A 14,622-nucleotide genomic window follows, 5' to 3' on the forward strand; every position below is an offset into this window, starting at 1 on the left:
CCTCCTAAATTTTTCTATCAACAAAAAGCCCTGCTATTTTCCACAATCCCGCCACCAAATCCAATATTTTTTCTGGCGGGATCTCGTCTATGACTTCATTTGTCTTGCTGTCTACAATTTTCACCACTATTGTATTTGTAGGTTTGTGAACAGAAAATTCAAAATATGTACCGTCATTTTTCTTGATTTTATTGTTGACGTCGTTTATTTCGTCTTTTACCGTTTTCTCATCAACCGGATTTTTGAAAATCTCTTTTACGTCATCAATCTTGTCAGTCAATAAGCTATTTAGCTTTCCACTTCCTCCTTCTAATGATATATTTTGAATCATCTATATACCTCCCTAAAAATAACTCACATGTTAATTTCTATATCGGCAAAATATTTAAAAAAATTAGTGAATTTATTTGGCGCTTTTTTCGCAAGACATGTATTCTACAATAAGCTTATCTAATTCCTGACTTATCTCCAGCGCTTTCGCCATATCTACTATGTTCTTATTAAGCTCCTTCTTCAATAGCTTTATCTTCTCCTCCACTGAATCATTTTTATAGTAATGTTCTCTTATGATCTTTGCCATTTTCTCCTCCATATAAGCTATTGTAACTTACTTCATTTTTATATATCGGCTTTAAGAAATTTTTATTAAATTTTTTTCAAACACTATATAAACGCTTTTATCTGAACATATGTTTGTGTTATAATATCATTGAGGTGTTTTAACATGGATCTTCTCAAAAAGATAAGTATATTGGCTGATGCAGCAAAATACGATGTATCATGCTCATCCAGCGGAAGCGATAGAGAAAACAAAAATAGCGGTATAGGGAACGCAGCTTTCTATGGCATATGCCACAGTTGGTCTGAAGACGGCAGGTGCATATCCCTTCTTAAAATACTTTTTACAAATATCTGCATCTACGACTGCTCATATTGTGTAAACAGATGCTCAAATGACGTAGAGAGAGCATTATTCACGCCTGAGGAGCTTGCTGACATTACGATAAATTTTTACCGCAGAAATTACATAGAAGGATTGTTTTTAAGCTCTGCTGTATACAAAAGCCCTGACTACACGATGGAGCTTCTCATTAAGACTGTCAAAAAACTGAGGGAGGAATACAATTTTAACGGATACATACATTTAAAGGCTATCCCAGGTGCAGACGTAAATCTCATTAGGCTGGCCGGCCTTTACGCAGATCGCATGAGTGTAAATATCGAGCTTCCATCAGAAAAGTCTTTAAAATTATTGGCACCTCAAAAGACAAAAGAATCAATAATAAAGCCAATGAGCTTCATACACAATCAATTGATGGAAAAGAGTGAGTCAAAAAAGCTGATGCGCCGCACAGATAAATTTGTGCCTGCAGGACAGACGACGCAGCTTATTATAGGTGCAACACCAGAAAGCGATAGGACCATATTAAAGCTGTCAGAAAATCTGTACAAATATTATGACCTTAAAAGAGTGTATTACTCCGCGTACATCCCTGTTTTTAATGACAACAATATTTTGGGAGTATCATCACCTCCTCTTTTAAGGGAACACCGCTTGTATCAAGCTGATTGGCTTTTAAGGTACTACAATTTCAAGGCTGATGAATTACTGACTGAAGAAGAGCCAAATTTTGATGTATCATTGGACCCCAAAATCAACTGGGCCATGAAAAATCTAAACCTATTTCCTGTTGAAGTAAATACTGCAGAATATAACATGCTTTTACGAGTACCAGGCATAGGTTTAAGGACAGCAAACCGGATTGTAAAGGCGCGAAAAGCTGCTTACCTTAACTATGATTCACTTAAAAAACTGGGAGTCGTATTAAAAAGGGCAAAATACTTTATAACATGCAATGGAAAATATTACGGTGGATGCGAAATAGAAACAGATAAGATAAAAAATAGACTTTTGCCAAAAAACAATGTCATAAAAGGACAGCTTAGCATATTTGACATCGATAATACTTTGAACAATTTACCGATAATCGTATAGCTTAGTTAGGAGAGTAGATACATGGTAAACTACATATTCGACGGAACATTTGATGGTCTCATGACCGTTATATACGAGGCATATTACAGTCATCAACATCCCAATGACATTTTTTCTGAAATCAATCATCAAATAAACTTTCTTGGCCATGATGTATTCGTGACAACGGATATAGATAAATCAGATAAGGTGCAAAATGCCATTACGACAAAAATATCAAAAGAAGCACTCAGAAATATTTACTATGTTTATCTATCAGAGTTGGAGTCGTCATATATGCTGATATATAAATATATCAGGTTAGGCTTTAAAATAGGCAAAAAAATAGACTACTTCATTCAAAATGACGTAGTCCATGAAGTGACAAAATTAAGCCAAAGAGTAAAACATGAAGCGTACAAGATGATAGAATTAATCAGATTTAAAGAGGTCAAAAAAGGATTGTTTATTGCAAAGATACATCCAGACTACAACGTACTGCCTATCATAATGCCTCACTTTGCTGAAAGATTTCAAGACCAGTATTTCATAATACACGACGAAAAGAGGAACTTGTCGGCTGTATATGATAAAAAAGCATGGATAATCACCGATATGCCTCTTGAAAATATATCTAATATGAAAGACACAGAAGACTACGAAATCCTATGGAAAATGTATCATAAAAGCATCTCTATAGAAGAAAGAAAAAACCTAAGGCTTCAAAGACAACACATGCCTAAAAAATACTGGGATATGCTTACAGAAAAGCAATAACTACATCTCAAACTGAATGGCAGAAGAAAATCTCTCTATAAATGGCATGCCATTTGATGTAGGTATAAGTGATGATGTGACCATGACCTCATTAATCGGCATAAAATTATACTTATCTCCATTTTTTGCTCCATATCCAGTAAAATCATGTATGATGTAAGGCACTCCGCCATCCATTCCAACGTACATCATAGCATGACCCGGCATGTATAAAGCTGCGCCAGGCTTAATCTTATCAAAAATCTTTATTCTCTCATCTAATGGTAATCCATCAGAAAATTTATAGACTATTCCTGGACATTTTTCATGCTCATCAGCATTTCTTGGAAGCTTAAATCCAAATGTCTTGTATACGTACATGATAAAGCTGGAGCAATCCCTGCCATTGAAGCTATCTCCCCATCCATATCTATCGCCAATAAGTTTAAATGCCTGATTTAAAATATTGGCTCTTGTGTATGGGACATAGCCCCAATGGACATCTTCTTTCATCGATATAAGACCATCTTTAAATACTAAATTGCCTTTATCATCCCTTGAAGGCAGCTTAACAACATAATTGCCATAAGTAGATTGATTGCCTACACTGTAAATCATATCTTTTTCCAGTGGTATTTTCGTTCCCATGTCAAACTGAATTTCAGATACATCTCTATCATAAGGATTAAACTGCGTTTTGACATGATTTCCAGTCACCATTATGAAGTCATCTGTATCAAGATAATCAAACACTTCTTCCTTATTTTTGGCGATTGCTATATCACATGCCTTTACCCAACCTCTGTAGTTGTATATCTGTACAAAATACCATTTTTTATCCTTGCTTTCATGAAGCACCAAAACAGGCTCTAATGCTTGACACGATGTCTCTTGAAATCTATCAAATTCGATATCGCCTTTCTTGCTGTACACCGCTATTTCCGTAGGAAAGCTTCTAAGAGATGTCTTTCTTATGGTGATACCGTACTGTACTGGATTGACTTCTTTTATTTCAGTGATATTTAAATTGCCATTTATGTGATAATAAAAATCTCTTTTCACTACTTCACCATTTCTAAAATACATCTCTTTTTCTGGCAATTTATATTCTTTTATCAAAGACAACAACTCATCATAAGTAAGACTATCCCTGTAGCTTTTTAAATCATATACGCTACCGCATTTTTCTACAATCTTTTGATTGAACTTCATAATATTATTTTGCGTCATTATAAGGCTATCAGCATCGGGTATCTTTTCTATCCAGTATTCGGCATCAAGCATCTCTAACTTTGTATTGGGTATAATATAGAACACCTCCATGGATATTTAATGATTATAAAAATTTTAATATATGTCTATTTTTGTATATGAAAATTATTCATCAAAAATTCAGCAAATTTTAAATCCAGTTCTGTATCAATATCTATAGATCTTTCATTAGGCATAATATACGCATATGTTTTTTCACCAAAGAAGCCTTTATTTTGTATTAAATAATTCCAATCCGATACATATATTGCTCCATTTATTCTATAATATTTACTTATTTCTTGCCTATTTTTATTTAAAACATCTTTTCTTAGAAAATCTTTCATACACAAATCCTCGTTTAAGACGTTCATCCATAAAGGAGAATGCTCAGCCTCACAAACCGAAACCACCGCCCTTGCTTTTTTTTCATACAAAATGTCAATCGCATTTTTTATGTCATACGCTTTTCTTAACGGTGATGTTGGTTGTAAAAGCATAACTAAATCATATACAGCATGATTTTTTTCCAGCCAATTCATCGCATGAAAAATAACATCTATCGCTTTTGCATCGTCAGAAGCTAATTCAACGGGCCTCATAAAAGGAATTTCTGCTCCAAATTCCTTTGATATACTTGCTATTTCTGGATCTTCTGTCGAAACAATTATTTTATCTAAAAAATTCGCTTGCAACGCAGCCTCAATAGTATATGCTATTAGAGGCCTGTTCAATAAAGGTCTCACATTTTTTCTTTTAACCCCTTTTGAACCGCCTCTTGCAGGTATTATCGCTAATATTGATTTTCCTTTATACATCTTATACACTATCCACCTTTTTGAAATATTCCAATGTACTACGATATTCTTCCCATTGTCCAACATCAAACCACTTCGAGCTTACAGGATATACACCAACTTTATATCCATAATCTTTTGACTTTAATAACAAATCCGGCATATTAAAAGATTGTCCATCTGGAATCAACCTGATCAATTCGGGTTCTAAAACATATACACCTGAATTTATTACAAAATTATACTCTGGTTTTTCTATCATATTTATTAATTCACCATTGTTAACATCCATAACGCCATATGGAATCTGCATATTTTTAACTACACCTACTATTGTAGCATCATTGCCACTTTTCTCATGGTATTTTAAAAGTTCATCGAAATCAATATCTATGATTACGTCACAGTTCGATACTATAAATGTATTATTTAACTTATCAATTGCAAGCCTTAATGAGCCTGCTGTTCCGAGAAATTCTTTTTCATGAACAAAATCTATATTATATCCGTCTGGATTTTCTGCAAAATATAATTTTATAATTTCGGCTTTATAATTAAGTGAAATTATGAAATCATTAAAACCGTAATTTTTAAAATTTTTCATTATAATCTCTATTATAGGCTTATCACCTATAGGTATCAATGGTTTCGGAAGTATTTTTGTAAACGGATCTAACCTTGTACCCTTACCGCCAGCCATAATAAAAACACTGTTATTCTTCTTTGAATATTCACATTTTACTCCAATAAATTCTTCCATCAGTATTAAATCGATAACTCTTTTTTCATTATCTATTACAGGAATAGTTTTTATTTTATACTTTATCATCAACTCTTTAGCAACTTCTTCTTGTCCTCTATAAACATATTTTGGTTTCTTATTCATAATGGTAGAAACAGGCTGTTCCAATGATACATTATCCAATATCGCCCTTCTTATATCTCCATCTGTAACAGTTCCAACAAACCTATCATCATCATCAACAACTAAAAGAATTTGTAATCTATTTTCATTTAACTGCTTTATAGCATTTTTAATAATACATTTATCGCTAATAACAACGGATTTAACCTTATTCTCCATTATTGATTTCTCCCCATATCATACCTATATTTTTTTATTGTCCCTGGAATACCTACAACAACAGCATTATCAGGTACATCATCTAAGACAACAGTACCAGCTCCAACTAAAGAATTTTTACCTATCTTTATTCCCTCAATAATAACAGACCCAATTCCAATATGACTTGCTTCACCTATTTTAACTCCTCCTGCAATTTTAACGCCTGGAGCAATATGAACATGATCGCTTATTATGCAATCATGTTCAATAATAGATCCTGTATTTACTATCACGTTATTTCCAACTCGGGTATCAGGACCTATAAAAGTACCAGCCATTACAACATTTCCTCGCCCGAATTTTACATGCTCTGAAATAATAGCTGATGGGTGAAATGCATTAATAAAGGTAAAGCCGATCTCCTTTACTTTTTCATACAAATTTTTTCGCAAATAATTATCTCCAACACTTCCAACAACTATTAGTGCATAATTTATCTCACGTTTTAATAAATCATTTAATTGCTCATCAGTTGCAATAACCGGTACGCCTAAAACTTTTTTGCCAATCTCATCAGATTTGCCTATTAGTCCTTCAATATGTATTTTATTATTTTTTTTCAGTATATCTATCACCGCTTTTGCATGACCACCTGCACCAATTAAAATTAATTTATCCAAAAGAATTCCTCCTTGGAAAAAGCATATAATTATTATTCAAGCATAGAAAAGTCAATAATTGTATCCTTTAAAATATGAATTCTGGCTTTTTTACCAATTAAATAATCAAAAAACTTAGGAGGCAAACCAGTTCCTGGCCTTTTTGTAATTAGCATCTCTTCCGTTATGACACTGCCACTGGGTATATCTTTAGCTGCAATAATTGACTTCCTTGCTACATCTCTAACATTTTTTTCATTCTCTCTACATCTTTTTATCCCATTTCCTAATGCCGCCTCTATGTTTCTAATGCTTTTAATCATAAGCTTAAGTTCGCTTGGCTCAAGTGAAGCCTTGTGATCAGGGCCTATCATTCTTTTATCAAGAGTAAAATGTTTTTCAATAATCAATGCTCCCATCGAAACTGCTGCTATTGCAACTTCAATGCCAAGAGTATGATCTGAATAACCAACAGGTAGCTTAAAAGCATTTTTCATAGTGATCATTGCATTTAAATTAACATCTTTGTATTCAGTTGGATAATTTGATGTACAATGCAATAAGATTATACTCTTATTACCAGTATTTTTAATCACTTCTATCGCTTCTTCGATTTCACCTAAATTAGACATTCCCGTGGAAAGTATTATTGGTTTCTTTTTTTTTGCAATGTATTTTAAGAAGGGAATATTTGTAATATCACCAGAACCAATTTTAAATGCAGGTACGTCAGCTTGTTCCAACATATCGGCACTTTCATAATCAAAAGGAGTTGCTAAATAGATTAAATTTCGCCTTTTGCAATATTCCATTATTTTGATATGATCATCATAAGACAATTCTAACTTTTTTAACATATCATACTGTGTTTCATCTGGAGATGTAGTCAATTTCTGGTATTCAGCTTTCTCTGCATCTTTATTTACTAAATTTTCCGTTTGAAATATTTGGAATTTTATTGCATCTGCACCTGCTTTAGACGCCGCATCAACTAATTTCATAGCTGTTTCTAAATCACCATTATGATTCACTCCTGCTTCAGCTATAACAAATACAGAAGAATTTTCTGATATTGTTCTATTTGCTATTTTAAGCATTATATCATCACGCTCCAACATCTAATCTTCTATAAATTTTAAAATTCTAAAACCTTCAGCATATCTACAACCTGAAGCACAACCTCTAATTAGAGCTAAAGACTTTACACTATCTTCGCTTCTTGGAAAAGGGTGCTCTTTAATCTCATCATCATAAATATTTAATATTTTAATCTTTTTCTCAATAAAATCACTAATATCTATAAAGTAATTTGGAACAAAACCATTATCAGAATTTGCATAATCAGATTCAGATGGAATTTCCATCATTAAAATACATTTAATAAAAGGAAATCTAAAAACTTTCGTACACGAATTTAAAACATCAAAAACGACTTTATGATCTGAATGAATATCGTATCTATACGGTAAAATTATTCTATTAGGCTCAATTTGTCTTATTATATTTGATACCTCCTCTATTAAATCTTTTTTATGATACTTATCTAAACCGGATGGTTGCAATTTTAAATTGTAAAAGTAATCAAAATCATACGATTTAATCACATTATTAATTTGACTAGTTCTCTTATCTACTTCAGTTATAGAATATCCATATTCCTCCTTCTTATCAGTAAAATTTAACCAAGCAATTTTATATCCATTCTTCTTATATCTAAGTATTGTGCCTCCGGCTCCAAGTGTTTCATCATCTGGATGTGGAGAAACTACCATTAAAATCATAAATATTCACCTTCCATAATTATTTCTCCTAAATCACAATCCGTAATCTCAATGCAATTATCTCCTGCTTTTATTAATAATACACCATTGTTATTTTTAATAACTTTGCCAGGTTCTAAATTGTCATATCTATTAGTTCTTACCTCATTTACTTTCCAAACCCTAACTTTTTTATTCTTATAAAAAAAATATGCACCAGGATAAGGCCTAGTTAAAGCCCTGACTAAATTATAAATTGTATATGATGACATTCTCCAGTCTATCTCTCCGTCTTTTTCGCTTCGCTTTCTCCAATAATTGGATATAACATTATCTTGTTTAATTGTTTTATAAGTTCCATTTTCCAATAAAGGAATAAAATTTTCAATTTGTTTAAGTGCAATGGATGTAATCTTTTCATATAAACTTTTGGCATCATCTGAATAATTTATTTCAATTTTCTCCTGTGATAAGATATCACCACTATCTGCATCCTCATTCATAAAGAAGAATGTAGATCCTGTCTCCTTTAAGCCTAGCGCCAATGCCCATATTATCGGATGTCTACCTCTATTTTGCGGCAACAAAGCTGGATGATAGCCTAAAACTCCCATTGGAGGTATATTCAATAGTTCCTTTCCTATTAGCTGTGATAAGCCAAAACAAAATATAATATCTGGTTCTTTACTCTTTATATACTTTATAGTTTCAAATTCGTTAATATTATTAAAATATTTATATTCCAAATTATTGTGAATACATAATTCAGATAAATTTACAAAATCAGAATTATACTTAGATTTTTCTTTTGTTAATACAGACACAATATTACAGTTTAATTCTATTAATTTTTCTAATATCCTCTTTGAAAATTCAACAGTTCCAATAAATAATATCCTCACTTTACATCACCATATCATAAAAAGTCTTCTTAATTGATATATTTGTATCTAAAATCTTCTTAAGTATATTTATTATTCTTTCTGATGATTTGCCATCACCATATGGGTTATCAATAGTTTTACATAATTTTTTAAATTCTGTAGACAATGCTTTTTTTAGTGCCAATACTATCTTTTCAGAATTCGCTTCACAATCTATTACACTTTTCGCCTTTATTCTTCCCTTTTGTCTGTCTCCGATATTTACTGTTGGCTTTTTAAATGTTGGTGCCTCAATTATTCCACTTGATGAATTCCCTAATATAACATCAACATTTTTCATCAAAGATAAATACTTTAAGCGTCCTAACGAAGTAAAACTTGCTGCCCTATCTGTATTAGTTTTTACATAGTTATCTATAAGCATAGATATAATTCTACCATCTGTATCGGCATTAGGTTTTGTAAATATTATTTTTACATTTTTAAAACTATCCAAAGCCTTTAATAATTCAATAAATTGGGCCTGTGAAGTATTATTTTCAAGTGTAACAGGATGATATGTAACTAAAATATTTACTTCTCCTAACTTAAACGACAATTCTTCTTGTAAATCTTCCCTTGAAAGCAACTTAATATTTTCTATATTGTCAATTCCTAAAGCCCCCACATTAAAAACTCTTTCAGGATTCTCTCCAAGTTGAATAACTCTATTTTTATAAACCTCGGTAGATGTAAAATGATATGTACTCATTTTTGTTATCGAATGTCTAATAGCATCATCAATTAGACCTTCAGTTAATTCTCCTCCATAAAGATGAGCTATTGGTATTTTAGCAACTAAACATGCTACAGCAGCAGCAAATGTTTCAAATCTATCACCCAATAAAATTACTATATCAGGCCTTAATCTATTCAATGCATCTGCAAAACCAATTATTCCTAACCCTATTGATTTTGTAATGCCTATTTCTGAATCACTTGATAATAGCATTTCTATTTTTTCATTTATCTCAAATCCATCATCAATAATTTCTTTAAAAGTTAATCCAAATTCAGGCGATAAATGCATTCCTGTAACTATTATTTGAAGATCAAATAAATTTGTTTCTTTAATTTTTTTTAATAGAGGATAAAGTAAACCATACTCTGCTCTTGTACCTGTAACAACTGCAATCTTCTTCATATACTCACCTCTTTTTTATACCTAAAATATCTAATAAAGTTTTTGCAACATATTTTATATCTTCATAAGTATTTAATGTTGAACCAGGTAAATTTAAGCCGTTTTCATATATTTCATAAGAATTACTATAGCTTCCTTTCTTGTATTTTTTATAAGGAGGAAAATCTACTATAGGATTAAATATTCTTCTTGTTGGAATGCCCCTTCTTTTTAATTCATCTTGAATTTGAGGTATAGCCATACCTACTTTTTTACAATCAATTTTTACTGAAGGTAACCAAGCAGAACTTTCTGCACTTTCATATTCTTTTTGCAAAGAAATTTCTTCAATCCCATCAAAAATTTCCTTGTAAATCTCAAAATACATCCGCTTTTTTTCTAAAAATCCTGCCAATCGGTCAAGTTGAGCAATTCCTAAAGATGCTTCTAAATTTGTCATTCTATAATTAAAACCTATTTCTGTATGAAAATAGCCTTGAGTCATATCCCTCGCCTGATTTACCAAAAATCTTATATGTGAGGCCCATTTTTCATTATTCGAAGATACCATACCCCCTCCTCCTGTAGTTATTACTTTATTACCATTAAAGCTAAAACATCCTACATGGCCTATTGTCCCTGTCATACTTCCTTTATATGAAGCTCCAAGACTTTCCGTTGCATCTTCTATAACATAAATATTGTTCTCCATTGCTATCTCCATTATTTTATCCATATCACATGGATTGCCATATAAATGTACAGGAATAATTGCTTTTGTTTTAGGTGTAATCGCTTTTTCTATTTCTCTTGGATCTATGTTCCATGTGTCTTTATCAACATCAACAAATACAGGAGTTGCTCCGCAGTAAACTATCGGATTAACAGTCGCAACAAATGTAATAGAAGGAACTATAACCTCATCACCGTCTTTAATGCCTAATTCATAAAGTGCCATGTGCAGTGCTGCTGTTCCACTTTGAACCGAAACACAATGATTTACATTTAAAAATTCAGCAAATCTTCTTTCGAATTCAGGAACAAAAGGACCAGCAGTAGATACATAACCACTTTCAATGCATTTCACTAAATAGTCCTTTTCTTTATCGCCTAAATTAGGCGAATCAAGTTGTATATTATACATTATATACCTCCGATTTATATAAGCTGATATTATCCTTAATCCATCTAATCGTTTCTTTTAGCCCATCTTCAAGTTGATATTCGGGTCTCCAATCAGTATATTTCTTTATTTTAGAGCTATCACATACTAATCTTTCAACTTCACTTTTTTCTGGTCTAAATCTTTGTTCGTCTTGTACTATTTCGATATTAGCATCCATTAACTTTAAAATCATCTCTACTAAAGAACCTATCGAAATTTCATGTCCAGAACCAACATTTGTAATGTTCCCAACTAGTTCATCACATTCAGCAATTTTTATAAATCCATTAACTGTATCAAAAACAAAATTCAAATCTCTTGTAGGTTTTAAATTGCCAATTTTTATATATTTTTCTCCATTTAATATCTGAGTTATTATAGTAGGAATAACAGCTCTTGCTGATTGGCGTGGCCCATACGTATTAAAAGGTCTCACAATTGTTACAGGTAAATCAAATGAATTATAAAAACTTAAAGCCAAATTATCAGCACTTATTTTAGTCGCTGAATATGGTGACTGCGGTTGCAGTGGATGTAATTCATCAATTGGTATATATCTTGCCGTTCCATAAACTTCACTTGTTGAAGTATGTATAACTCTTTCTATATCAAGCTCTCTTGCAGATTGCAATACATTGTATGTTCCTTCTATATTAGTTTTTATATAGGCAAGAGGTGATACATAGGAATATGGAATTCCAATTAGCGCTGCCAGATGAAATACAACATCCACTCCTTTCATAGCATCTCTAACACTATCATAATCTCTTATATCACCTCTATAAATTTCGATCTCATCTTTATACTTAGACTTTTCTAACCAACCCCAATTATTATTAGAATTATACCTAACAAACGCTTTTACTTTTGCACCTATTTCCACTAATCTTTCTGCTAAATGGGAACCAATAAATCCTCCTGCCCCTGTAACTAAAACTTTTTTATTTTTTAAGTTCATCACATATCCTCCTAAAAAGTCTTCAACTTAATCATTGTTTGATTTCGTCAACTGTCTTTAATGCTTTCTTTAAACCTTCCAATGACTTCTCTATCGCTTCATATATTCCTTGATAAAGTGTATATGACATCATTGCAATTCTTAATTTTTTTTGCTTTTCCGTCTCATCCTTTTCAGGTTTAAAACCTTTTAGAACTTTTGTAGTAACTATGTTTAATATAGAAGTTATATACAAAAAACTATCTTTTGAGTTTTTTAATCTTTTGTCTATTTTATCTAATATTGATACTATATGAGATACGTCTGCGTTAACATCCTTCTGATATTCATTATACATTTTTTTTGAAAGCTTTGCAGCACGAATACAGTCATTTTTAATTTTTTCTAAGTTTTTAATTGCATCTTCAAACTCTTTTATAAATCCATCGATCTGCCTTTTATCTAATTTAATCTTTCCGTTTTTCAATGTACTGTCTATCTCATCACTTATATTTATTTCTCTTTTCATAAACAGCTCGATTGCTTCTTTAAATCTTATTATTTTAGTTCCTTTTATAAGAGCACCACCTTCTGTAGCATTTATGTATATCCTATCCGAATGCCCATATATATAATTTTCAAACCATGTCTTAAACGAAAGCAAAACACGATCAGTCAAAACTTTTTCTTCAAAGTTGCCTTTAACATATATGTACTCTTTTCCGTCAGTATTCTCTTTTATTCTGTCTTTTTCATAAGTTGTCCCAGATGCATGTGTCCTATGATCTGAATACGCTAAATCTTGCCCCATAAAAATAATAGGGTTGCATCCTAACATATATGCAAAATCCAAAGATAAATTAGCTACAGATGGCCCTGTGCTTAATTTTCCAAAATCTAACGATAATTTGTCACTAAGCAATTTCGTATATTCTGATGCAATCTCTGCAATGATAAGTGGCCCCTCATATTCTTTTAATATTTTAGGATATAAAGTCAAATCGTACACGAGTGGAGATTTGACTTTATGTCCATCAAAATGCTCAAAATTCTTTTTTCCACCATCTATTGATACAACAAAATCCGGTTCAATATTTTTTTTCAAAAGCGCTTTTAAAGCTGTCCCAACACATATTATGACACATTTACCCTTTGCTTCTTTTAATTGATCAATGTTTTTGTCAAGTGAAGGACCAGCAGAAACTATTACTGCAGGAATATTTTTAAATACATCAAAAAAAGACTTAACAGGTACACTTCTAAAAACAAACTCCAAATTCTCCATAAAATTTGATTGCCATTGTTCAGCAAAATAAAGTGCCGTATTCCTATTAATTCTCATAGAATTAATAGTTTCCAGCAAGCATTTATTAAATTTTTCATAATATTCTCTAAAAACGATAGGATACTGTTTAAATTCTTTATATACAACATTTTCGAAGTTGTCCCACGGTATATAAGCCTGCAGTATTACATTTAATTTTTCTTCTGATTCTTCACTTATAAAATATAAATTCTGTCTATTTTTAAATTTATCGTAATATCCATTATTTAGTGCAAATTGAAATATTTCATTTGATGGTTCAACCAATATCAGCCGATTATTGGGTGATAATCTACCTAAAAGATAATTAACATGATAGCCTAATCCTATACCATAGATAATCAATATAGATTCATCATTAATTTCAATGACATCAGCCCATTCTTTTGCTTCTCTGTCTGGATAATAAGAACTATGTAAAAAATTTCTTTTTCTTCCATCCATATATACCAAAGTGTCATTACCATCTTTGGCTTTTAAAATTTCGAATGAACTCATCAGTTAAGCTCTCCTTTTTTGCAGTGATTCATATATCCAAATAATATATCCTTAATCTCATAATTCAGCGAATCAGATATTAATTGATAATCTGAGTTTTCAATTCCATTCATTAATGCGTTTAGACTCTCATTCACTTTTTCAACATCCAAATCAAAGCCATGAAAAGGCATAGTCAATGTTATTGCTTTTATTGACCAATTAAGCCCATCTATAACACTTATAAGCAACGAATTTGTTTCTGCGTACCTACCTTCATCTATTAACCTTATCACATCATCTATACCATTAATAAGCCTCGGCACATACTTAAGGCTCTCTTCTACTGTTTCTTTCATCATATCATTAAGCATATAAACCCACCTAACATTTTTACATTTCTACAATA

At 31.6% G+C, this 14,622-nt stretch carries 16 protein-coding genes; 2 read left to right on the forward strand and 14 right to left on the reverse strand.

What is annotated here, in order from left to right; genetic code table 11:
• Positions 1–4 precede the first annotated feature (4 nt).
• Both ACZ42G_RS11295 and ACZ42G_RS11300 read right to left on the reverse strand, forming a co-directional pair.
• Positions 5–331: a flagellar protein FlaG gene (locus ACZ42G_RS11295; protein ID WP_085111701.1), complete on the reverse strand. Its 327-nt coding sequence runs from the start codon at positions 329–331 to the stop codon at positions 5–7.
• A 72-nt stretch (positions 332–403) separates the two neighbouring features.
• Positions 404–580 carry an aspartyl-phosphate phosphatase Spo0E family protein gene (locus ACZ42G_RS11300; RefSeq protein ID WP_274893321.1) on the reverse strand — a complete coding sequence of 59 codons (177 nt, stop codon included), beginning with the start codon at positions 578–580 and terminating at the stop codon, positions 404–406.
• A gap of 144 nt (positions 581–724) precedes the next feature.
• Here ACZ42G_RS11300 and ACZ42G_RS11305 point away from each other — a divergent pair, with 144 nt between their 5' ends.
• Both ACZ42G_RS11305 and ACZ42G_RS11310 read left to right on the forward strand, forming a co-directional pair.
• Positions 725–1,996 carry a putative DNA modification/repair radical SAM protein gene (locus tag ACZ42G_RS11305; RefSeq protein WP_464850476.1) on the forward strand — a complete coding sequence of 424 codons (1,272 nt, stop codon included), beginning with the start codon at positions 725–727 and terminating at the stop codon, positions 1,994–1,996.
• Positions 1,997–2,017: 21 nt separating this feature from the next.
• Positions 2,018–2,752 carry a TIGR03915 family putative DNA repair protein gene (locus ACZ42G_RS11310; protein ID WP_464850477.1) on the forward strand — a complete coding sequence of 245 codons (735 nt, stop codon included), beginning with the start codon at positions 2,018–2,020 and terminating at the stop codon, positions 2,750–2,752.
• On the opposite strand, the gene ACZ42G_RS11315 is transcribed toward ACZ42G_RS11310, so the two are convergent.
• From ACZ42G_RS11315 to ACZ42G_RS11370, 12 genes are read right to left on the reverse strand one after another with little or no spacing between them, the layout of a single operon-like run.
• The gene (locus tag ACZ42G_RS11315) at positions 2,753–4,054 is read right to left on the reverse strand and encodes a C40 family peptidase (RefSeq protein WP_464850478.1); all 1,302 of its coding nucleotides are present in this window, start codon (positions 4,052–4,054) and stop codon (positions 2,753–2,755) included.
• A gap of 35 nt (positions 4,055–4,089) precedes the next feature.
• Entirely contained in the window at positions 4,090–4,800 is a 711-nt protein-coding gene (locus ACZ42G_RS11320) for an acylneuraminate cytidylyltransferase family protein (RefSeq protein WP_085111707.1), read from the reverse strand.
• Position 4,801: 1 nt separating this feature from the next.
• Positions 4,802–5,863 (reverse strand): nucleotidyltransferase family protein, encoded by a 1,062-nt coding sequence (locus ACZ42G_RS11325; RefSeq protein WP_085111709.1) that lies wholly within the window; start codon positions 5,861–5,863, stop codon positions 4,802–4,804.
• A complete protein-coding gene (locus ACZ42G_RS11330) occupies positions 5,863–6,525 on the reverse strand; it encodes an acetyltransferase (RefSeq protein WP_085111710.1) in 663 nt (220 codons plus the stop codon). Before ACZ42G_RS11330 ends, ACZ42G_RS11325 begins: the two co-directional genes overlap by 1 nt.
• A gap of 32 nt (positions 6,526–6,557) precedes the next feature.
• Positions 6,558–7,619, reverse strand: a complete 1,062-nt coding sequence (neuB, locus tag ACZ42G_RS11335) for an N-acetylneuraminate synthase (protein WP_276204884.1) — start codon at positions 7,617–7,619, stop codon at positions 6,558–6,560.
• Between the two features lie 3 nt (positions 7,620–7,622).
• Positions 7,623–8,285: a PIG-L deacetylase family protein gene (locus ACZ42G_RS11340; protein WP_085111711.1), complete on the reverse strand. Its 663-nt coding sequence runs from the start codon at positions 8,283–8,285 to the stop codon at positions 7,623–7,625.
• Positions 8,282–9,166 carry a methionyl-tRNA formyltransferase gene (locus ACZ42G_RS11345; protein ID WP_085111712.1) on the reverse strand — a complete coding sequence of 295 codons (885 nt, stop codon included), beginning with the start codon at positions 9,164–9,166 and terminating at the stop codon, positions 8,282–8,284. The genes ACZ42G_RS11340 and ACZ42G_RS11345 overlap by 4 nt, the downstream gene beginning before the upstream one ends.
• A gap of 1 nt (position 9,167) precedes the next feature.
• Positions 9,168–10,331 (reverse strand): UDP-N-acetylglucosamine 2-epimerase, encoded by a 1,164-nt coding sequence (gene neuC / locus ACZ42G_RS11350; RefSeq protein ID WP_085111714.1) that lies wholly within the window; start codon positions 10,329–10,331, stop codon positions 9,168–9,170.
• Between the two features lie 4 nt (positions 10,332–10,335).
• Positions 10,336–11,454: a LegC family aminotransferase gene (locus tag ACZ42G_RS11355; protein ID WP_085111715.1), complete on the reverse strand. Its 1,119-nt coding sequence runs from the start codon at positions 11,452–11,454 to the stop codon at positions 10,336–10,338.
• Complete coding sequence (locus ACZ42G_RS11360; RefSeq protein WP_464850481.1) at positions 11,447–12,433, reverse strand: NAD-dependent 4,6-dehydratase LegB; 987 nt, start codon at positions 12,431–12,433, stop codon at positions 11,447–11,449. The genes ACZ42G_RS11355 and ACZ42G_RS11360 overlap by 8 nt, the downstream gene beginning before the upstream one ends.
• Before the next feature lie 31 nt (positions 12,434–12,464).
• On the reverse strand, positions 12,465–14,234 hold the full coding sequence (locus ACZ42G_RS11365; RefSeq protein WP_085111717.1) for a motility associated factor glycosyltransferase family protein: 1,770 nt from the start codon (positions 14,232–14,234) through the stop codon (positions 12,465–12,467).
• Positions 14,234–14,587, reverse strand: a complete 354-nt coding sequence (locus ACZ42G_RS11370; RefSeq protein WP_085111718.1) for a DUF8042 domain-containing protein — start codon at positions 14,585–14,587, stop codon at positions 14,234–14,236. The genes ACZ42G_RS11365 and ACZ42G_RS11370 overlap by 1 nt, the downstream gene beginning before the upstream one ends.
• Between the last annotated feature and the right edge of the window lie 35 nt (positions 14,588–14,622).

The organism is Thermoanaerobacterium calidifontis (genome assembly GCF_055381745.1).

Bases quoted from the DNA above. Each gene is read 5' to 3' on its own strand.
- ACZ42G_RS11295 (WP_085111701.1), bottom strand. From the start codon at position 331: ATGATTCAAAATATATCATTAGAAGGAGGAAGTGGAAAGCTAAATAGC.
- ACZ42G_RS11300 (WP_274893321.1), bottom strand. From the start codon at position 580: ATGGCAAAGATCATAAGAGAACATTACTATAAAAATGATTCAGTGGAG.
- ACZ42G_RS11305 (WP_464850476.1), top strand. From the start codon at position 725: ATGGATCTTCTCAAAAAGATAAGTATATTGGCTGATGCAGCAAAATAC.
- ACZ42G_RS11310 (WP_464850477.1), top strand. From the start codon at position 2,018: ATGGTAAACTACATATTCGACGGAACATTTGATGGTCTCATGACCGTT.
- ACZ42G_RS11315 (WP_464850478.1), bottom strand. From the start codon at position 4,054: ATGGAGGTGTTCTATATTATACCCAATACAAAGTTAGAGATGCTTGAT.
- ACZ42G_RS11320 (WP_085111707.1), bottom strand. From the start codon at position 4,800: ATGTATAAAGGAAAATCAATATTAGCGATAATACCTGCAAGAGGCGGT.
- ACZ42G_RS11325 (WP_085111709.1), bottom strand. From the start codon at position 5,863: ATGGAGAATAAGGTTAAATCCGTTGTTATTAGCGATAAATGTATTATT.
- ACZ42G_RS11340 (WP_085111711.1), bottom strand. From the start codon at position 8,285: ATGATTTTAATGGTAGTTTCTCCACATCCAGATGATGAAACACTTGGA.
- neuC (WP_085111714.1), bottom strand. From the start codon at position 10,331: ATGAAGAAGATTGCAGTTGTTACAGGTACAAGAGCAGAGTATGGTTTA.
- ACZ42G_RS11355 (WP_085111715.1), bottom strand. From the start codon at position 11,454: ATGTATAATATACAACTTGATTCGCCTAATTTAGGCGATAAAGAAAAG.
- ACZ42G_RS11360 (WP_464850481.1), bottom strand. From the start codon at position 12,433: ATGAACTTAAAAAATAAAAAAGTTTTAGTTACAGGGGCAGGAGGATTT.
- ACZ42G_RS11365 (WP_085111717.1), bottom strand. From the start codon at position 14,234: ATGAGTTCATTCGAAATTTTAAAAGCCAAAGATGGTAATGACACTTTG.
- ACZ42G_RS11370 (WP_085111718.1), bottom strand. From the start codon at position 14,587: ATGCTTAATGATATGATGAAAGAAACAGTAGAAGAGAGCCTTAAGTAT.